This window comes from Paenibacillus sp. JNUCC 34 (genome assembly GCF_058269055.1).
The window spans coordinates 517,895-537,613 of sequence record NZ_CM177770.1 but is presented as its reverse complement, the minus strand read 5'-3'; the positions used below and the strand labels follow the sequence as shown (position 1 = coordinate 537,613).

At 48.9% G+C, this 19,719-nt stretch carries 16 protein-coding genes; 5 read left to right on the top strand and 11 right to left on the bottom strand.

Annotated features, from left to right (window positions below; all coding sequences use genetic code 11):
- Positions 1-17 precede the first annotated feature (17 nt).
- Positions 18-2,009, bottom strand: coding sequence for an excinuclease ABC subunit UvrB (uvrB, locus tag AC2TF5_RS02380; protein ID WP_491300689.1), 1,992 nt, complete (start codon positions 2,007-2,009; stop codon positions 18-20).
- 201 nt (positions 2,010-2,210) lie between these two features.
- Between uvrB and AC2TF5_RS02375 the strand changes: the two genes are divergently transcribed.
- Both AC2TF5_RS02375 and AC2TF5_RS02370 read left to right on the top strand, forming a co-directional pair.
- The gene (locus AC2TF5_RS02375; RefSeq protein ID WP_491300686.1) at positions 2,211-3,005 is read left to right on the top strand and encodes a flagellar motor protein; all 795 of its coding nucleotides are present in this window, start codon (positions 2,211-2,213) and stop codon (positions 3,003-3,005) included.
- Complete coding sequence (locus AC2TF5_RS02370) at positions 2,989-3,777, top strand: flagellar motor protein MotB (RefSeq protein WP_241930947.1); 789 nt, start codon at positions 2,989-2,991, stop codon at positions 3,775-3,777. Before AC2TF5_RS02375 ends, AC2TF5_RS02370 begins: the two co-directional genes overlap by 17 nt.
- A 508-nt stretch (positions 3,778-4,285) precedes the next feature.
- On the opposite strand, the gene AC2TF5_RS02365 is transcribed toward AC2TF5_RS02370, so the two are convergent.
- The 3 genes from AC2TF5_RS02365 to AC2TF5_RS02355 are packed head-to-tail and all read right to left on the bottom strand — an operon-like array spanning position 4,286 to position 7,584.
- Positions 4,286-5,443, bottom strand: a complete 1,158-nt coding sequence (locus tag AC2TF5_RS02365) for an ABC transporter permease (RefSeq protein WP_491300684.1) — start codon at positions 5,441-5,443, stop codon at positions 4,286-4,288.
- Positions 5,436-6,605, bottom strand: coding sequence for an ABC transporter permease (locus AC2TF5_RS02360; RefSeq protein ID WP_491300683.1), 1,170 nt, complete (start codon positions 6,603-6,605; stop codon positions 5,436-5,438). The genes AC2TF5_RS02365 and AC2TF5_RS02360 overlap by 8 nt, the downstream gene beginning before the upstream one ends.
- Positions 6,606-6,648: 43 nt before the next feature.
- Positions 6,649-7,584 carry an ABC transporter ATP-binding protein gene (locus tag AC2TF5_RS02355; protein WP_491302791.1) on the bottom strand — a complete coding sequence of 312 codons (936 nt, stop codon included), beginning with the start codon at positions 7,582-7,584 and terminating at the stop codon, positions 6,649-6,651.
- Positions 7,585-7,776: 192 nt separating this feature from the next.
- Here AC2TF5_RS02355 and AC2TF5_RS02350 point away from each other — a divergent pair, with 192 nt between their 5' ends.
- Together AC2TF5_RS02350 and AC2TF5_RS02345 are read left to right on the top strand one after the other, a co-directional pair.
- The gene (locus AC2TF5_RS02350; protein ID WP_491300681.1) at positions 7,777-8,946 is read left to right on the top strand and encodes a sensor histidine kinase; all 1,170 of its coding nucleotides are present in this window, start codon (positions 7,777-7,779) and stop codon (positions 8,944-8,946) included.
- Between the two features lie 36 nt (positions 8,947-8,982).
- Positions 8,983-9,654 (top strand): response regulator, encoded by a 672-nt coding sequence (locus AC2TF5_RS02345; protein ID WP_491302790.1) that lies wholly within the window; start codon positions 8,983-8,985, stop codon positions 9,652-9,654.
- A 736-nt stretch (positions 9,655-10,390) separates the two neighbouring features.
- On the opposite strand, the gene AC2TF5_RS02340 is transcribed toward AC2TF5_RS02345, so the two are convergent.
- The 5 genes from AC2TF5_RS02340 to ftsE all read right to left on the bottom strand — a co-directional run bounded on the left by AC2TF5_RS02340 (position 10,391) and on the right by ftsE (position 16,414).
- The gene (locus tag AC2TF5_RS02340; protein ID WP_491300680.1) at positions 10,391-11,719 is read right to left on the bottom strand and encodes a PDZ domain-containing protein; all 1,329 of its coding nucleotides are present in this window, start codon (positions 11,717-11,719) and stop codon (positions 10,391-10,393) included.
- Between the two features lie 98 nt (positions 11,720-11,817).
- Entirely contained in the window at positions 11,818-13,287 is a 1,470-nt protein-coding gene (locus AC2TF5_RS02335) for a S41 family peptidase (protein WP_491300679.1), read from the bottom strand.
- A gap of 110 nt (positions 13,288-13,397) precedes the next feature.
- Entirely contained in the window at positions 13,398-14,723 is a 1,326-nt protein-coding gene (locus AC2TF5_RS02330) for a murein hydrolase activator EnvC family protein (protein WP_491300678.1), read from the bottom strand.
- 97 nt (positions 14,724-14,820) lie between these two features.
- On the bottom strand, positions 14,821-15,738 hold the full coding sequence (ftsX, locus tag AC2TF5_RS02325) for a permease-like cell division protein FtsX (RefSeq protein WP_491300676.1): 918 nt from the start codon (positions 15,736-15,738) through the stop codon (positions 14,821-14,823).
- Positions 15,728-16,414: a cell division ATP-binding protein FtsE gene (gene ftsE / locus AC2TF5_RS02320; protein ID WP_491300675.1), complete on the bottom strand. Its 687-nt coding sequence runs from the start codon at positions 16,412-16,414 to the stop codon at positions 15,728-15,730. Before ftsE ends, ftsX begins: the two co-directional genes overlap by 11 nt.
- Positions 16,415-16,626: 212 nt before the next feature.
- Between ftsE and AC2TF5_RS02315 the strand changes: the two genes are divergently transcribed.
- On the top strand, positions 16,627-18,057 hold the full coding sequence (locus AC2TF5_RS02315) for a VanW family protein (protein WP_491300674.1): 1,431 nt from the start codon (positions 16,627-16,629) through the stop codon (positions 18,055-18,057).
- 137 nt (positions 18,058-18,194) lie between these two features.
- Here the strand turns inward: AC2TF5_RS02315 and AC2TF5_RS02310 are convergent, their stop codons facing one another.
- A complete protein-coding gene (locus tag AC2TF5_RS02310) occupies positions 18,195-18,920 on the bottom strand; it encodes a hypothetical protein (RefSeq protein ID WP_491300673.1) in 726 nt (241 codons plus the stop codon).
- Positions 18,921-18,989: 69 nt separating this feature from the next.
- Positions 18,990-19,715 carry a bactofilin family protein gene (locus tag AC2TF5_RS02305; RefSeq protein ID WP_491300672.1) on the bottom strand — a complete coding sequence of 242 codons (726 nt, stop codon included), beginning with the start codon at positions 19,713-19,715 and terminating at the stop codon, positions 18,990-18,992.
- Positions 19,716-19,719 lie beyond the last annotated feature (4 nt).

Here is a 19,719-nt window from a genome sequence, read left to right as displayed (position 1 = left end):
CAGCATGCCCATTCCAATTATTCAGCCTTCAGTTCAAGCAGTGCATCGCGAAGCTCTGCAGCCCGTTCGAACTGAAGATTCTTGGCAGCTTCCTTCATCTCGACTTCCAGTCGCTCGATCACCGATTGGCGGTCTTTCTTGGACATCTTGCTGGCGGCACCTGTCAGGTAATCCGCCTTGCTCTCGGCTACCTTCGTAGCTTCGATTACGTCGCGCACCTTCTTGCGGATCGTTTGCGGCGTTATGCCGTGCTTCTCGTTATACTCCTCCTGGACGCTGCGGCGACGTTCCGTTTCCTTAATGGCTCTGTCCATGGAGTCGGTGATCTTGTCACCGTACATGATAACCCGACCTTCCGAGTTCCGCGCCGCACGACCGATCGTCTGGATCAGCGATCGATCCGAGCGGAGAAAACCTTCCTTGTCGGCATCCAGTATCGCAACCAAGGACACCTCCGGAAGATCAAGACCCTCTCTTAGCAGGTTAATACCTATCAGCACATGGAATGTACCAAGGCGAAGATCCCGCAAAATTTGCATCCGCTCAAATGTCTTAATATCGGAGTGCAAGTAACGGACCTTAATTCCGATCTCTTTTAAATAATCGGTCAAGTCCTCCGCCATCTTCTTCGTCAACGTTGTCACAAGCACCCGCTCATCGCGTTCGATCCGCTCATGAATCTCACCGATCAAGTCATCAATCTGTCCTTCGGACGGTCTTACATCAATCAGTGGATCAAGAAGCCCTGTCGGACGGATAATCTGTTCCACCATGGTGTCACAGTGCTCCTGCTCATACGGCCCTGGGGTCGCAGACACATATATAATCTGGTTTACCTTATCCTCGAACTCCTCAAACTGCAGCGGCCGGTTGTCCAGAGCCGATGGCAGGCGGAAACCGTGATCCACTAGAACGGTTTTGCGTGCACGGTCACCGTTATACATCGCCCGGATCTGCGGCAGCGTCACATGAGACTCGTCGATAACAATCAGCATGTCGTCCGGGAAATAATCCATCAGTGTGTATGGTGTTGCCCCCGTCTCCCGGAACGTAAGCGGTCCGGAATAGTTCTCGATACCTGAGCAGAAACCGACTTCCTTCATCATTTCGATATCATAACGCGTGCGCTGTTCCAACCGCTGCGCCTCCAGCAGCTTGCCATCGGCACGCAACATCTCAAGACGCTCCTCCAACTCCCGTTCGATATTGACAAGCGCAACGCGCATCGTCTCTTCCCGGGTAACGAAGTGAGATGCCGGGAAGATCGCAACATGCTCGCGTTCACCGACAAGCTCGCCGGTCAGAACGTTGATCTCGGTAATTCGTTCGATCTCGTCACCGAACAGTTCTACACGGACGGCATGTTCTCCCTTGGATGCCGGGAAGATTTCGATGACATCACCCCGTACACGGAACGTGCCGCGCACAAAGTTAATATCGTTGCGCTGGTACTGAATATCAACAAGCCGCGCCAAAATCTGATTGCGCGGCTTCTCCATACCTACCCGCAAGGAGAGCAGCAGTTCTCCATACTCCTGCGGTGAACCCAAACCATATATGCAAGATACACTGGCCACAATAATAACGTCCCGCCGCTCGAACAGTGAGCTCGTTGCGGAGTGGCGCAGCTTATCGATCTCTTCGTTAATACTTGAATCCTTCTCGATGTACGTATCCGAGGAAGGAATGTAAGCTTCCGGCTGATAGTAATCGTAGTAACTCACGAAATAATCAACCGAGTTGTGCGGAAAAAATTCCTTAAACTCGCTTGCCAGCTGTGCGGCAAGTGTCTTGTTATGCGCAATGACCAGCGTAGGCCGGTTTAACTTGGCAATGGTCTGCGCGATCGTAAATGTCTTTCCCGTTCCGGTAGCGCCAAGCAGTGTCTGATGCTTCTTGCCCTCTTGAATCCCCTCAACCAATTCGGTAATCGCCCCCGGCTGGTCACCCTGAGGCTGAAATTCCGACTCAATTTCAAAGGATTTGGTACTGACAACTATATCGCTCATTTGTCCAATATCACCCTTATCGTCTAGAATAGGTATACTAAAGGTTATGTCGAATTTTCCCGATAATATATGGAAGGGAAATTCATCCCTAAACATCCAATAAATAAGAATGCGTGTTCCCCTTCTATTATACTCTCTTCGTTTTTTCTATGCAAACACTATATATACAATTTTCATATATAAAGGAGATGGTTCATTGCTATGGATATAACTATCGTTATCGGAATATTAGCCGGTCTTGTCGCATTAATCGGAGGTTTCTTATGGGAAGGTGGACATATCAGCGGATTGCTGCAGAGTGCCGCTGCGCTTATTGTATTTGGCGGCACCTTTGCCGCTGTCATGATCAGCTTCCCCGCCTCCCGTCTACGCAAAATTCCGGAAGGCCTCCGAATTGCCTTCGGACATCGGAACCGTTCTTCCCAGGGGCTTATCGATGACATCGTGAGCATGGCATCTGTCGCCCGCAGGGATGGCGTACTCGCCCTGGAGCAGGTTTCTGCCGATCACCCTGATTCTTTTTTGCGGGAAGGAATGCAGATGGTCGTCGACGGTACCGATGCCGAGCTCGTTCAGCAAATTCTTGAACTTGAGATTCAGGCAACTGAGCTGAAGTACGAAAATCACGCCAAAATATTTGAGTCTGCCGGTGGCTATGCCCCAACGATGGGAATTATCGGTACCGTCATGGGCTTGATCCATGTCCTCGGCAATCTTCAGGATCCGACCCAGCTCGGCCCCTCCATTGCCGTCGCCTTTACGGCCACACTGTACGGTGTCGCAAGTGCCAATATTATCTTTCTTCCCATTGCATCCAAGATTAAAGCACGTGGTGAAGAAGAAATTGAAAATATGGAGCTTCTGCTTGAAGGTATTATAGCAGTACAGAACGGGGAGCACCCACTTCTCGTGCGCAAGAAGCTGGCTTCTTATGCTTCCGCCGACTTCTCCATTATCCCTGAAGCAAGGGGGACGGCTCATGAGACAACCGATTAGAAGACGCCGCAGAAAGCAGAACGCTGGCGGTGACCAGCGGGACCGATGGATGATCACGTATGCCGATCTGATCACACTGCTGCTGATCTTTTTTGTCGTCATGTATGCCATGAGCCGACTGGATACCGAAAAGTACAAGCTTGTCACTGATTCTCTGCAATCCACCTTCCGGAGCGGAGACTCCATCCTCGAGCAGGGATCCGGCCTAACAGGTACTGCGGACACCGAGAAACACAAAAACCCGCCGGCAGCAGCTACGGGAGAGAAAGACCCGGAACCAATGACCGAAAGGGAGCTCGCCTTCCGGAAGCAGGAGGAAGAACTCGCGGAGTTCATGAATGTAATTAAACAATATGTGCAAGACAATCAACTTCATAACGACATTTTTATTTCGGATGAACCTCAGGGCATTGCAATCACGCTCAGCGACCGCTTCCTGTTTGATCCCGGTCAAGCTGAGCTGAAAGAAGGTGCTGATCCGGTGCTCAGCAAGCTCGCCAGTCTGTTCCGTGATCTCAATACAACGGTCAGCATCGAAGGTCATACCGACAACGTACCTGCAGGTCCCTTCTATAAAGATAATTGGGAGCTTTCCGGTGCTCGTGCCATGTCGGTACTGCGTTATTTTCTTGACGTAAGCAAACTGAGCCCTGACATCTTTCAATATGCAGGGTATGCCGACACCCGTCCCGCCGCCGATAACACTACCGCTCAGGGGCGGCAGAAAAACCGCCGAGTTGAAATCACGGTACTGAGACAGTTGCGGCAGTAGACGTAGAACGAGTCGTATATAACCAAGAAGAAACGGCATTGCCATCCTTATAGAGGTTGTTTAAAAAGTCCGCTTTTGATCACGAAGTGAATCAGGAAGTGGACTCGGCATCGAATCTTGAATTCAGCCGGTCCTAAGTGGATGCTTACGAAGTATGTTTCCTCCGGAAACATTTTAGGTGCTCACGTACCCAAAACAGCTTATGCTTCCAAAGACGTTTTCTACGAAAACGTGCAGCTCCGCTCCTCAGTCCCTAGCTTCATCCAACTCAAGCGTTTTGAAAAAACGCATATCGGAAGCATATGCTTCGGTGCTGAAAACCGACCTTTTTGAACACGCACTTATAAAGACTGCGACCGTTTCTGCGAGTAGATTTTGAAATTCAATATGATTGCAAAAGGATCGATCCTCTTTTTTAGAGAACCGATCCTTTTTGTATTGTTAAACCTCAGACTCCTTCGCTAGATTCCTCTGTTCAAGGAAACCTGAACCCGCAGATACTTATGCCTTACGCATTCACACTCGTTTCGCTAGGTCGCAGAATTACGGAGCCTAACCCCAGCAAGATAACCGCCATCAAACCCAAGATAAGCAGCGGCAGTTGGATATCCGCCAGTGTACCACCCGAAGCAGCCGTCTCCACCGCTTCGATTGCCCATTTCTGAGGAATGAAGTTGGCGATTTTTTTCAGGAAATCCGGCATGATCGACAGCGGCCAGAAACAGCCCCCAAGCATGCACGTCGGTGTAATGATCAAGGAATTGAGCATCCCGGCATTTTGAGGATTGCGGATCATCCCTGCAACGGTACTGGCTATGCCCATCGCAACGAGCATGAACACCGTCAGGATTAAAAAGTGCATGAAAAACGGAATACCATATTCATAACCAAGCACATATTTTGTCAGGATTAATACAAACAGAACCTGTAGAGCACCTAAAGCAAAACTGCCGAGAAAGTTCCCAAGCGCAATCTGATACGAGCGAACCGGGGCGGTAAAAATACGTGACATGGTGCGCATTCTCCGGTCTTCCACGATAAGCATAACTGCACTAGAGATGAGACCCATCATGAACATGAGAGTAAAACCCGTTACGTTGGTTAAACCCGGCTTGGCGTACAGCCCCATATCCGTGCTGACGGCTTCGACCTGGTGTTTTGCCATCTGATTCAATATGTTCTCAAATGCAGCCTGTGGATCCTGATTCTTATCACTGTCATCGCGGATGACGGTGGCAGCATCCCCCATGCGTCCGATCGTTCCATTTACCGTCGTATTGACCAAAAAGGATGCCTCGCTGCTGGACAGCTCAAACAATTCTACTGTGGGTGTGTCGCCTGCCAGAAGAGCTTCACTAAAGTTTTCTGGTATCCAAATGCTGATCTTCCCTTTTTGCCGAATGATGGACTCCTTGAGTTCTTCTTCTGAACTGATTGGCTTCAAAATGTACTCTTTCGTGCGGCTTAATTCCTCTATCAGGTGCTTGCCCGCTGGACCGGTATCTGAATTCACGTAAGGGATCGTTACGCTGGTTGTCTCTTCATTTCCGAGGAGCGCTACAGCTGCTGTAACAACGACACATGGAATGATGACATAGGAGATCCAGCCTTTCTTACGGCCTAGCGTCCGTTTGATCATCTGCCAAGCGATGGTAAGACTATGCATGGTAACCCACCTTTCGATAAGCGATCATGGCCGCGGCGGACAAACCGAGCGAGATCGCACCCAAGACCCCGACACATGTTAAAATTTGAGATAACTCTGTGTTTAGCATCATGCGCAGAATTCCTTGTAGCGCCCAATGGTTCACGGTGAACTCACCTAAAGCCTGAATGAAATCCACCGGAAGCGGCGTAAATCCTCCGCTCAGGAATGTCATGGCAATGACCACAGCTTGAATAATCGCGGTTGCCGTCGAGGCAGTTTTGGTAACTAGCGAAACTATGATCGCAATGGTCATGGAAGTCATCGTAATCAGAACACATACCAGCATTAACAGCCAGACATGGTCGCCCCAATTTACTCCATACATCCAGCTAGAGCCCACAACGATCAGAATGGCTTGCATCACCGTCACAACGCTGCATCCCAGAATTTTGCCCGCAAAAATAGTCGCGCTAGAGACCGGTGTCGACTGCAGCCGATACAGCGTATGATTTTCTTTTTCCGAAAACAGGCTGTTGCTCGCAGTTAAACCCGAGTACAGCAGAAACATAACTAACATCGATGCGGCATAATACTGTACGGCCGAGTAAGTCTCGCCTTGGTCATTCAGCTTGCCGGTTTCTACATATGAAGGGCGTTCGTTCTCAGCGGAGCTGCTGTTCGTAAGCACTTGCGGTCCCACAATGACGGCCTGCGCCTGCTTACTGTTGGCCTCATCCATAAAAGCGCCGAACATCGATTCCGCAATCAAATTGCGCATACGGTTTTTTCCAAGGAGCATTTCCAATTGGACTTTACCGCCCAAAAATATCTGAGTATCAAGGTCCTCCGGTACCGTGATGGCAAAGTCAATACCGCCTGTGCGGAGCTTACTCTCCGCTTCCTTCTGCGTAAGTCCCATGGATGGAACTAGTACTTTTGCAATCTCTGGCGCCTCGATAAAGGTCCTAAAGCTTGATGGAAGCGACTCGCCGGACTCCACGCCAATGATTCCCACCATCACCTGCTCCGGGACATATTCCTCCACGCCGCCGAAAAAACTTGATAACGCCGATCCCAATATAAAAATCAATAACATCGGCAGCAAGAACAGGTTAAATAATACCGTTCGGCTTCGAGATATTCTTCTCAATTCAAACCATGTAATGGTTCTTATATTCACTGTGGTTCCCTCCTTCACATTGTTCCGCATTCAATCTTGGTATCTAATCGCGCAGCGTCCGGCCGGTCAGACTGAGGAAAAGTGTCTCGAGATCCGGTTCTTCGCATTGGATACTTTGGATAACCGCCTCATGCTTGCTGCATATAAACAAAACATCCTGCAGGTCATTTTGCGCCGACGGCAGATAGATCTCCAGAACACGCTCATCCCGATGAACTCGGGACACTCGGGGATGTGTGGTCAGTTCATCTACCATAGCTTGTGTGATGCCTTCCGCAGTCAACACGATTTTCTCTTCATGGGCAACCCGCTCTCTCAGTTCCTGCTGGGTCCCGAAAGCAATCACATGCCCTTTATCCATAATCGCCACACGGTCGCTGATCGCGGAAACCTCTTCCATGTAGTGGCTGGTATAAATTACGGTAGAGCCCATTTCGTTAAGCTTTCTTACGGATTCCAAAATATGATTTCGGGATTGCGGATCGATGCCGACGGTCGGCTCATCCATAATGATCATCTTCGGATGATGGGTTAAGGCACAAGCGATGTTCAATCTCCGTTTCATGCCGCCGGAGAAGGTCGAGGGTGCGTCTTTCGCCCGATCCTGCAGGCCGACAAACGTCAGTGCCTCTTCTACCCGTTCTTTCAACAACTTTCCCCGGAGACCGTACAACTTGGCGAAAAAGGACACGTTGTCGGCAGCGGACATTGTCTCATACAGCGCAAGATCCTGAGGGACGAGTCCAATTCTTTTTTTCACTTCCAGTGGTCGGTCCTTAATGGAGATGCCGTCCACTTCAATGCTGCCCTGATCGATTTTGAGCAGTCCGCAGATCATGTTGATCGTCGTGCTTTTGCCAGCCCCGTTGGGTCCCAGCAGTCCAAAGATTTCGCCTTCGTTTATGGTCAGGTTCAAGTGATCCACCGAAAGCTTACTTCCATATCGTTTGACCACATCGTTCATTTGTAAGAATGCCATTGTTCTTCGCTCCATTCTGATTTCCGTTTTCCATTTCTTGATTTCATTGTACCGGATCAGAATCTCCTCCACAGGTAGATTAAGTCATCCTCTCGGGTGACCAAAGTCACCTCTGACAGAAGCACGCGTTATGCTATAATGAAGCGAACTAATATAGGTCCCATTTCATGGAAAAAGGATGTCTTTTCATATATGCGTTATTCACTGACCCCACTTCGTTTTGGTCTCATTCTCCTCCCCGCTGTCGCAGGGCTATATGTGGACAGAATCGACCATTATGACCAGTACACCCTCTTTATCCTGTTATTTCTTGCTTTGGCCGTGCTTGGCCGTTACTTCGGCACAAGTCCGGTCATCATCACCGTAGCTTTTCTGGAGTTCATCATCTCGGGTTGGCTGTGCCAACAGTACGGCCTGCTGATGGTTTTTATCTCTTTGTCGACCGCTTGCACGTATCTGGCCTTATCCAATGTACCGCTTCGGTACATCCTCCTCGGCATCCATCTCCTGGTGCTTAATGTATCGCTTCAGGGTTACGATGTCTTATGGCTTATCTCTGCCAATTTCCTGTTGATCCTAATCGCCGTATTCATCGGCATACTGGTTAACACTTCGGTAAGCCGAGAGGAAACACTGCGACTGTATGATGAGCTTAAACGTAAACATTTCGAACTGGAAGAGGCTCGCAGCCGGATGCAGCAGTTCGCCTACCAGGTTGAAGGCGCCGCGCAGGCTGAGGAAAGGAGCCGGATTTCCAGGCAGCTTCATGATGACATCGGACACCGGTTGATTCGGGTAAAAATGATGATGGAGGCGGCTATTCACACCGTGCCGCAGGATAATGCCCGTGGGATGGAGCTGCTATACCAGATCCGTGATCAAATCGGGGCCAGCATGGATGAAATGCGGTCTGCGGTCAAACAGATGAATCCGGGCAGGCAGCTGACAGATGCTTACTCCTTGGACCGCCTGCTTGAAGAAACCGGTCGTGAAACCGGCATCCGGACAGGTCTTCGAATGGAAGGCCTTCCGTATCCACTGTACCCGAGCCAGCAGGTTGTCCTGTACAAAAATGCACGCGAAGCCATTACGAATGCGATTCGGCATGGGCACGCAGACAAAGTCGATGTGCTCCTCCGTTATAGGGATAACGAGATCTGTATGGAGGTTTCGAACAACGGGGAGGTCGCAGCCGAAGAAGTCTTAGCTGCGGAATGCTCCGGGATCGGAAAACAGGGCATCGGGCTCAGCGGTATGCTGGAGCGCACCAAAGTCATCGGAGGGACACTGGAAATTCACAGGCAAACGCCTTTTACCGTGATCACGCGGCTGCCTGTCTACCGGAAGAGTGAGATTGTGTAGGGAGTATAGATGATAAGAAAGAAAGTGAGTGTTCATATGATATCTGTACTGATTGTGGACGATGACCCGTTTATCCGGGAAAGCTTGAAACTGTTAGTCGGCATGGATGCTGAAGTGGAGGTTATCGGGGCTGCAGCTCACGGAGCCGAAGCGCTGGAATTGCTTGAGGGCGGGGCTGCGGCAGACGTCGTGTTGATGGATATCCGAATGCCGGTATGCGACGGCGTCGAGGGAACCAAACAGATCCGAGAACGGTTCCCGGATGTGAGGGTTCTGATGCTAACCACCTTTGACGACGACGATTATATCGTTGAAGCGCTGCAAAACGGTGCCAGCGGTTATTTGCTCAAGAACATTCCGCCAGACCGGATCATTCAAGGCATCAAGACGGTCCATGACGGCAACATGCTCATTCATCCCGATATCGCACGCAAGCTGACCGGGATGCTCCGACCGGCCCCGCACAACGCGTCAATGAAGCCTGCTGCAATGGACCACTATGGTCTCACACCAGCTGAGAAGAATATCGTCTCCTTGATTGCAGATGGCCTTTCGAACAAGGAAATTGCAGGCCAGCTGTTCCTGAGTGAAGGCACCGTCAAAAACTATGTAACCGAAATTTTAGGAAAGCTGAATCTCCGGGACCGGACACAAATCGCCATTTTTTATTTAAAAAAGGGGCAGGGATCGGTGGGAAACAGAGGTTGAAGTAACTTGAGGTATATTCCTTCATACGCTAAGATAGCAATAAATAAGGAGCAGCCGGCCAGCTGCTCCCCGTACAGCATTTGTGGTGGGATAACCTCCTCAAATGAATCGTGTGAAGTAACCCGTCAGGCCTTCAACCTGTGGCGGGTTACTTCTTTTTTGCATCGATATACGTCAGTAAAGCGACAACAAATGACGTAAAAATGGCCTCTGAACCCCTAGCCGTAACTGCCTGATTATGTGTACAAATCCTCCAAAGACGATAACCGGGATGAGCAGACTTTCTCTAGCTCTCAACTTCACCGACAGCATGAAGTAATAAGTAATTGTTGTATAACATACAATTTTGGAAGAGCTAGATGCCTGAACCTACTGATATTGTTGTAGATTCTACAGCAATTCGTCCTGTAAAGAGGACAATCGATGATTTCCTATCCGGATTGTTGTATGGAATACAATAATCCGGACTTCGCCGCTGTATGACGAAATAAAGTTGCATTTTATACAACATTCGTACCGCGCGCATCCCCTAGAGAGGTACGTTGTTACATAACGGCGGTCGACCCCAGACCCTGTTAGATGATATGAATAAGTGACATTCTAAACGAACGAAGTTCATACGCGCAGTGATGTATAACTGTTATAGTTAAGCTAAATCACTAAAAAAGCGATCTTCCTTCGTAATAAACGAGGAAGATCGCTTTTTAGATTCCATTAAGTCTTATTCAGACCCATTCTAAACCTCGACCGTCTCCGGCTTGTCCGTCGTAGAATCGGCCTTCGTCTGGCTGGGACTTCCAGCCACCTTATTCTTCACGTTCAGCTTCATCCCAAGAAGAGCAAACACACTAAGTGGCTTCAACTTCACCGACAAGTTGTCGTCTGGGTCCGGCGCAACGATGGCCCCAAGCTGGTGATGGTCACCAGCATATATCGCCCGCTGCATAAACTTGCTCTCACCTTGATGATTCTGAACCTCCAACTTGCAAAACGCCGAATTCTGTCGGAGAGCAGCATGCAGCTGTTCCTTGTTGTGTACAAGTGTCCCGTTCGCTTTAAGAATCGTCTCACCTGCCAATATGCCCAGCTCATCTGCGGGACTTCCCGGCAGCACAGCCAGTACACGTAAACCATGTGATGGATGAACAAAAACGGGACTCCGCTCATTCTCCTCGTTACGGCTGTACCAGACCAGTCCTTCATGTAGGACCAATGCTGCAATAGCAGCGATAACCATAAGCGGCGACCACCACTCGGCAAGAAGACTCATTACAAGTATCACAGCACTGTAAACGACAAGTCTCTTGGATGTAACTGCAGCCTTCTGCCGTGGTAGCATGCTGTGTGTCATCTCTCCAAAGCCGATCAGTACGGGCAGCACCAGCATACTGAACCCGCCGCTCCAAGCCTCACCGCCAAAGAACGGCGTCCAAGGCAATACCATGCTGCCACCGGAAGCCGGTATCAGCAGGAAGAGTGGCAGCGGCCAGAAGCTCTGCATGTGATAACCGCCCACCAGTTTACCCCGCTTCCCTTCCAGGAACAGCGGTGTTGCAAACTTCGAGCCCTGCAGTACAACAAGCGCCGCTTCTGCAAAGTGAAGCACAGCCGCTAACGCAAGCAGAGCAGGAATATCGAGGCTGCTTATCGTAGTTATCGCGCTCCCCAGCAGACCCTCAGGCTGCCACTCCGGAAACCAGCTTAATATGAACTGGATTATACCGAGCACGCCTATGGAATAAGCAAAGCATAAAAATCTCACCCGGAACAGCATTAGCACGAGCGCCGTTACCCATATGCATATGACGGCTGCAAAGGTGAGGGATATTCCGAAAAAGGCCATTGCAATCGAAACGGCAATCCCGGCAACGAGCCCTCCAAGAAATGTTCTCCATGTCTGCATTCCCCAACCATTTAGACGTACATGAAACAGCTTGCGCTCCAAAAGCACCTGCCTGCGATAAAGCAATGCAATAAAAATAATAGAAATATAATAAAACGGCTGCATTAACAGCTGTAATCCTGCATCCATCCCGAGCCACAGCAACTCTTTGGCTGTCTCCAAAAGCTTGCCACACTCCTTCCTCTTAAGGCGCTCCTTCGAAACATACTTCCTTTACATCTTTAATCTCAAGAAAAAAAGAAGGCTAAAGTTCAGCCTTCTTATTTCTTCGACGCCTTGGCCGCGATTTCCTCCCGGATTTCGGCGATTCCGCGATTCAATTGATTGTCATTCTTCGGATCTTGAATCTTCTTGATCAATGCAGCCTCAAGGGCTTCAGCTGTTGCGGTATTCACCATTCCGTCTGCTTTAAGCTTCTGGCTGCTTTGGAAGCTCTTCACGGCTTTTTCGGTAGCCCGGTCGAAGTAACCATCCTTCCGGCCTGGCTTATAGCCGACTGCCTCGAGCATGATCTGGGCGTTCATCACGTCAGAGCTGTTCATATCATATTTCAATGTTTTCTTCTTATCAATCGGTGCAACTGAGAAATAATCCGGCTGATCCACTTTCAAATCAGGTTTGATTCCTTTTTCATGAATCCATGAACCGTTAGGTGTTAGCCACTTAGCAATAGTTACCTTAAGCAGGCTTCCGTCTCCAAACTGCTTCTCAAAGCTGGTCTGTACCGTACCTTTACCAAATGTGTTCTCACCGATCAATACAGCTCCGGCTGATTGTTGCAGCGCACCCGCCAGTATTTCAGAAGCACTGGCACTGCCTTTGTTCATCAACACTGTAATAGGATATGGTTTGGATTGTCCGTTAGAAGGATGCTTCTCCCGTTTCTTGTCTTTATTCTCAACCTGGACGATTAATTTGCCCTTCGGCACGAATTGTTCAGCAATATCGATGACTACGGCGAGCACACCACCCGGGTTGTTCCGTACATCAATCACGAGTCCTTCCATCCCTTGCTCTTCTAACTTCTTCAACTCTTCCTTAAAGCGGTCACCTGTATTAAGGGAGAACTGTGAGATCTCAATAATACCAACTTTATTGCTCTCCATTCTAGCCGTAACAGTTTCCAAGTTCACGTTTTCTCGAATAATAACAAATTCAATGGGTTCAGACGAGCCGGCACGTTTCACTTTGATGACCGCTTTCGAGCCCTTCGGACCTTTGATTTTGGCCACTGCAGCATTCAAATCCAGACCTTGTAATGATTCACCGTTGACCGATAAAATCACATCCTTGGCCCGAATACCGGCTTTATCTGCTGGCGATCCCTTGATTGGGGACACGACCACAACATTACCGTCAACCGAGGAAACCTCTGCACCAATACCGCTGAACGAGCCCTCAATGCTTTCCTCAAATTGAGCCGCTGTCACCTTGCCCATGTAATTGGAATAAGGATCTCCAAGTGATTCCATCATTCCGTTAATCGCTCCATCAACCAGCTTGTCCCGGTCAATGTCTTTGTAATAATTGCTTTCAATTATGTCGAGGGCGGTACCAATTTTCTTGGCTTCATCCTGCTCCAACCCGTTCTTAGCGATGCTGGCCAGAAGGCCTTCCCCGCTAGCACTCGAACCTGCAAAATTCGGCAGTTGCGTGAACGCCATCGTCAGAAGTCCACCGCACAGCATAGCAGCTACAACGAGAAATACGACCGTTCTTTTTCTTAACATGAATTTCACCGCCTTTGTACGTATCAGCTATTTCGCTTCGCAGCTTCCCGATCATCCTAGTATATGATTAACTTCCGGGGAATATTTATACAGCGGCTTATACTTTTTAACTACAGATAAGGTGTCGGATTTACAGCAGAACCATTAATCCGCACTTCAAAATGCAAGTGAGGGCCTGTGCTTCGTCCTGTGGAACCAACCTCGGCGATTTTCTGTCCGCGGCTGACCTGTTGTCCTTCACTTACCTTGATGCCACCGTTACGGATATGGCCGTAAAGCGTCCATACACCGCCGCCATGGTCGACAATAACCGTATTACCATAGGTGCTCCACCATTCAGCAAGAATGATAGTACCGCTCTCCGCTGCCCGAATTTCTGTGCCTTCAGGTGCGGCAAGATCTTGTCCGGTGTGCATCGACATTACTTGACCGGTGACCGGGTGAGTACGTGGTCCGTAGCCGGAAGACAGGTAAGCACCGGATACCGGCATAGCGAACGGACCTCCATTGCCCGTAAACGCACCTCCGCCGCCTGAAGGTTTGGACGAAGCGACCGAATTCTTTTTCTTCGCAGCAGCTTCAGCTGCTTTAGCTGCTGCTTTAGCTGCTGCTTTAGCTCTTGCCTCAGCTTCAGCTTTGGCTTTAGCCGCTCTTGCTGCAGCTTCTTCTGCTGCGAGCTTATTTCTCTCCTGTTGGAGATTCGAACGCTTCGTAGCGAGCGCGACAAGCATTTGCTCCTGCTCAGCAGAAAGTTCATCAGATATTTCAATCTTCTGGTCGTACTCGGCAATGAGAACTCTCTTCTCTTTTTCTTTCTCATTCAGATCATGTTTACGGTCTTCCATCTGAGCGTACAGGTCCTTAGCCTTGGCGTACTGTCCCTCCAACTCTTTTTTCTTATCCAGCACGAGGATCTTATCCTGTTTATGCTGAACCAGAAGATCCTGGTCTTGATCGACAATAGTCTTGAGCGAGTCTGCACGATCCAGGAAATCTGTAAAGCTTGTCGAAGACAGAAGCACATCCAGATAGGAAACTTGCCCCTCCATGTATATTAAACGAATACGCTTCTCTAAAAGTTTCTCGCGGGCTGCGATTCTTTCTTCCGCTGACTTCAGTTCTTGCGCAGTCACGTGAAGCTCCTCTTCCGTTTCATCAATTTTCATCGTGATTTTGGTAATTTCGCCGCTGACGATATCGATCTGGTCCATTACATATTCCAAGGTTTTGTTTGTCTTATTCTTGTAATGCTGCGCCTCTTGCTTGTCTTCTGCAGCTTTGTTCTGCTGGTTGCGGGCCTGACGGACCTGCTCCTGAAGAGCTTTGATTTCACGATCAACATCAGCAGATGTTTTGTTTTCGGCTAATCCGACTGACGGTTGGAATACGACTGCGGCCAATAGTACGGCGGCTAATCCGGCGGCGATCTTTTTCAACTTGCGCTCCCCATCCTTTTTCAGTGTTTTAGTTAAAAATTTCATGACACTATTTAGAATAAATTGAAACTATTAGACGATCTCAACAGTTATAAGGTTATACCTTCAAGAACTTTCGAATAGACACCGTGCTTCCCCAAATGCCAATCAGCATTCCCAGTAGGAGTATCAATCCCCCAAGCAGCATCCATATATCTCCCAGCGGTATCAAACTTTGTGACAGGGTAATGTCACCTTTAACCGAGTTATGTAGACGGTCGTATCCGAAGAACAACACGCCAACTGTAACCAACGAGCCCATAAACCCTATCAAGGCACCTTCCACGAAGAACGGCCAGCGAATGAAATTATTCGTCGCGCCTACCAGCTTCATGATGCCAATCTCGCGGCGGCGGGCCAATATCGTAACCCGGATCGTGTTGGAGATCAGGAACATCGACATCAGGCCGAGTCCGCCAACAAAAATAAATCCGATATTACGTACGGTGCGGGTAATTTTGAACAGCGTTTCAACGGTACCTTCCCCGTACTTCACTCTTAGGATCGGCTGCTCCGGGTGTTTCTTGTTAAGCGTGCTAATCTTATCGGCTACAAAAGAAACTGTAGTAGGTTCAATAACCTGGATGACAAATGAGTCCGGCAAAGGGTTCTGGTCTTTGGTGTTGAACCCATCCAACATTCCCTTGCCTTCTTCTCCTAGGCTTTCGGTAAGCTCCTTCATTCCCTCGTCTTTCGAAACAAAAGTGATGGAGCTGACTTCAGGCATCGCCTTGATTTCTTTATGGATAGTCTCGCGCATCTTCTCATCGACGTTCAGATTAAGATAAGCGCTCACCTGTACTTCACTATCGGCTTTATCGGCCAATGCGTTTACATTCAATACTAATAAAATAAATACGCCCAAAATAAATAATGACACTACGATCGAGGTTACAGACGCTACGGACATCCAGCCGTTCCGGAATACGCTTTTGACCCCTTCCCGCAAGTGCCGTAGGAAGGTTTTAAAAGTCATATCCGTACTCCCCTCTGACCTGATCTCGGACGATTTGTCCGTGTTCAATGGCGATAACGCGTTTACGCATCGTATTTACGATATCTTTATTATGGGTTGCCATCACGATGGTTGTTCCTCGGAAATTGATCTCATCAAGCAACTGCATAATTCCCCACGAAGTCTCCGGATCCAAGTTACCTGTAGGCTCGTCCGCTATAATCACAGACGGATTGTTCACAATCGCCCGAGCTATGGCAATCCGCTGCTGTTCCCCGCCAGACAAATGAGCTGGTAGGCGGTTTGCTTTGGATTTTAGACCCACAAGATCAAGCACTTCCATGACCCGTTTTTTCATCAGACGCGTAGGCGCCTCAATTACTTCCATAGCAAAGGCTACATTTTCATAAGCTGTCATCTTCGGCAGGAGTCGAAAATCTTGAAAGATAACCCCGATATTACGCCGAACATAAGGGATTTTGCGCTGTTTCAGCTTGTCGATATTAAATCCGTTGACTGAAATCTGCCCTTTGGTAGGTACTTCTTCTCTATAGATGAGTTTCATAAATGTCGATTTACCAGCGCCGGATGGTCCGACGACGTAAACAAACTCATTGCGGTCGATTTTTACCGAGACCCCTTGAAGTGCATGGGTGCCGTTCGGATAGGTCTTCCACACATCCTGCATTTCTATCACTTCATCACTTCCCATTACTTGATTAGCCCTTATACTTTCGACACTTTCCATGTAATTCCTTTAAAATCCAATAAAAATCCTCATGACATCAACATCAACCATTGTAACAAATTTGTTACCTTTTGAGTACCCGAAAGTTTATCGGCCCTGTGACATATACATTAGAAGGTGCTTGAACTACGGTTAATCAGAAGTAAAAAAGGTGGTTTCGCATGAAAAAAATTCACATTGGTCTCATCGTTGTCATTAGTCTGCTGTTAATCGGGTCTATTTGTTATGGCGGACTGGCCCTCTATGCCAATCAAAATATCCTGCCTAAAGGTGTAATGCTATCCGGTTGGGACATCGGAGGAAGGCCCGCTCGTGAAGTTCTAAATGAACTGAATAAACGCTTAGAAGCTATGGAATCGATTCAGGTACAATTCATCGGGGGCCATCTTAATGGAGACGAAGAGACGCTTAGCCTGAGGGAAGCCGGGGTGCAGTATAAAGTGGACGATTTCCGCAATGCTGTATCCAAGTTCACAGAGGGGAACCTGTGGGAACGGGTTTTATATCGGTACCATTTCGAGAAAATCTGGAGCATCCACCCTGATTGGGATCTCGACACTCTAAAGAAGAGATTCCACACGGAATGGGAAAAAGACCGCTTCGGAGAACCGGTCAATGCGGTACGCAGGATTACCGACGACATCGTGCGCTATACACCTGAGCAGACGACGTTCCGGATTGATTGGACGGCGCTTAGCGATCAATTAGGGGCAGCCATTCCTGGCGATTTCTCTGTCCTGCAGTCTGATCCCCCTGAGATCATTACGGTTGAGCTGCCGCTCACTTTGCTTGTGCCGGATGTAACGGTAAAGTCTCTGCAAGCTGAGGGCATCGAACGGAAAATCATACAGTTCTCTACCCAACTAGGCGCAAGCGGGCCGGGCCGAGTACACAACATCACGGCTGCCGCCAAAGCCGTGAACGGGATGATTCTGAAACCGGGCGATGAATTTAACTACGCCGAAGTGGTGGAGAGAGCCCAGCAAAAATTCGGATTCAAGCAAGCGCCGGTCATCGTTAGCGGCAAGCTCGTGCCGGGGATTGGCGGAGGAATCTGTCAGGTGTCCAGCACTGTATACAATGCCGTTCTGTTGACCGGACTCGAAGTAACGGAACGAAGGAGCCATTCCCTTCCGGTCAATTATTTGCCCAAGGGTCAGGACGCCACCTTTGCTGAGGGATACATTAATTTCCGATTCCGCAACAATACCGGCAAGCATCTGCTGATCCACGCCGAGGTCACCGGTCGGACCCTGACACTCAAGTTTTTCGGAACTTTTCCGAAAGACACCGTCTATTCACTCGAATCAGAAACCGTGCAGAGTATTCCTGCTCCGCTAAAGTATGTCCAAGACGGTTCATTATCTCCCGGCAATCACAGGGTACTGCAGGATGGCAAACCCGGGTATGTCGTGGAAACATATCGTATCAAGAAGGTAAACGGAAAGGTAACCGAACGCATTCGAATTTCCCGCGACATTTATCGGGGGCAAAGCACAATCGTCGGTATGAATCCGTCAGATGGTGAGCTGCCTGGCGCAAGAGACCTGCCTGAAGCACCTGTTGTCGAGGATGGAGTCAGCAATCCGTAGTCTCATGTGGTCGACTGCCGTCATGCTGCGCCACACCGTACGGTTGGAAACTGTACGCGGTGCGAAACGATACACACAAAAAAGAACAGAGGCACTTCATGCCTCTGTTCTTTTTTACACCTTTATACTTTTTATATTCATATGCGCTCAGCATTCAAAATCTCCGCGCTCCTGTCCGTTCTCAGTTCCTCGCTATATTCAACCAGCCCAATGACGCATCCCTGGCCTATAGTCACCCTGCGACCGCGGACTGTGTCTGCTATCGTATTTTCTATAAAGATATCGTCACCCTCAATATGTCCGGTCTTCAGGCTACTAAAGCGAAGTGATCCAATTACTCTGGCAAGACGAGAAATAGATACTGAAATAGATCCCCCCGTCATTCTGGACACTTGGGAAGAGCCACCATGGAGCTTGATATTGATCTCTCTACCATACAGCGCTCCGCCAGCCTTAATTCTCCCTCTAACTGTCAAGTTCTCGGCACCAATCTCATCCCGGGCCTCCAAGGTTCCATTTACCGTCAGCTTTACAGCTGACAATGTGCCCCCAATCGACAAATCTCCATTGGTGTGAGTGTGGCCGATGCGGGCACTGCCGCCCGCCTTCAATCCACCGTTAATCTTCATTTGCTCCGCTTCCAGATTATCATTTACGTTCAACTGCCCATTAACCCGGGAATCCCGGGAGCGCAAGCTTCCTTCCACCTCAGCGCTTCCGTTGCACCGAAATATCAGACAATCCGCATCTCCATTAATCCGCCCGTCTCCATTAACACGCAGCTTACCCAGAATCCCTCCGTTAGAGGTCCCGCTGCCCATGATCGATACATTTTTTCTTACCTCTGTTTCATATACTGTCACCCAGAGTTCCCCTTTCAGCTTTCTACTATATACGTGTTACATGCTTTTATCTAACGATTCGGTTGCAGATCAGATTAAGCGTACTTCTCCAACCTCTGCAGAGGGGTCTTGAATAAGCTCTTCTCTGTATTCAACCAGTCGTACATTACAGCCCGGTCCAAGAATGATCCGGTTTCCACGGATAATATCCGCTTCCGTCTGCTCCACCTCGACCCTATTTCCTTCCAGGAATCGAACATACAAGCGAGCTGGCCTGAATGAAAAAGAGAGTTTTTCCCAGATACGATTTCCTTTTTTTCGTACCGTGATGTGATCTCCATAAATTTCCCGAGCTTCGCAGCGGTCATACAGTTTAACCTCGATCGTATCCGCTTGAATCACGCCGTCTATTTTAAATCCTCCCTTTACCTCGATGCTTTCCGTTTGAATATTTTCCGCTTTCAGACTTCCGCTCAGTTCTATTTTTTTTGCCGTCAATTTGCCGTAAATATGACATCTACCGCCCACCGTTATCTTTCGTGCACGTACATCAGATTTTATTTTGGCGGAACCGCCCACATTCACGTCCAGCGCATCCATGGGGCCATCCACACTTCCAGTACCATTAATACGGACCGTTTTTGCAGTAAGTGCACCTTTGACACTTACCGAACCGTTTCCAATAAAATCATCACAGTCCAGGTTCCCGCCGATCGTGCCCATGCCATCCAGCTGAACCTTGGCGTATACTCCTCCCTCTATTTTTCCAGCTCCCGCAATATGCAAGTTATCACGTTTTTGTACGAACTCTTCCATTCCG

What these genes read in the sequence shown, in the direction of transcription:
- AC2TF5_RS02345 (WP_491302790.1), top strand. Translation starts at nt 8,983, where the DNA reads ATGATATCTGTACTGATTGTGGACGATGACCCGTTTATCCGGGAAAGC.
- AC2TF5_RS02335 (WP_491300679.1), bottom strand. Translation starts at nt 13,287, where the DNA reads ATGTTAAGAAAAAGAACGGTCGTATTTCTCGTTGTAGCTGCTATGCTG.
- AC2TF5_RS02350 (WP_491300681.1), top strand. Translation starts at nt 7,777, where the DNA reads ATGCGTTATTCACTGACCCCACTTCGTTTTGGTCTCATTCTCCTCCCC.
- AC2TF5_RS02365 (WP_491300684.1), bottom strand. Translation starts at nt 5,443, where the DNA reads ATGCATAGTCTTACCATCGCTTGGCAGATGATCAAACGGACGCTAGGC.
- AC2TF5_RS02370 (WP_241930947.1), top strand. Translation starts at nt 2,989, where the DNA reads ATGAGACAACCGATTAGAAGACGCCGCAGAAAGCAGAACGCTGGCGGT.
- AC2TF5_RS02355 (WP_491302791.1), bottom strand. Translation starts at nt 7,584, where the DNA reads ATGGCATTCTTACAAATGAACGATGTGGTCAAACGATATGGAAGTAAG.
- uvrB (WP_491300689.1), bottom strand. Translation starts at nt 2,009, where the DNA reads ATGAGCGATATAGTTGTCAGTACCAAATCCTTTGAAATTGAGTCGGAA.
- AC2TF5_RS02305 (WP_491300672.1), bottom strand. Translation starts at nt 19,715, where the DNA reads ATGGAAGAGTTCGTACAAAAACGTGATAACTTGCATATTGCGGGAGCT.
- AC2TF5_RS02375 (WP_491300686.1), top strand. Translation starts at nt 2,211, where the DNA reads ATGGATATAACTATCGTTATCGGAATATTAGCCGGTCTTGTCGCATTA.
- ftsX (WP_491300676.1), bottom strand. Translation starts at nt 15,738, where the DNA reads ATGACTTTTAAAACCTTCCTACGGCACTTGCGGGAAGGGGTCAAAAGC.
- AC2TF5_RS02315 (WP_491300674.1), top strand. Translation starts at nt 16,627, where the DNA reads ATGAAAAAAATTCACATTGGTCTCATCGTTGTCATTAGTCTGCTGTTA.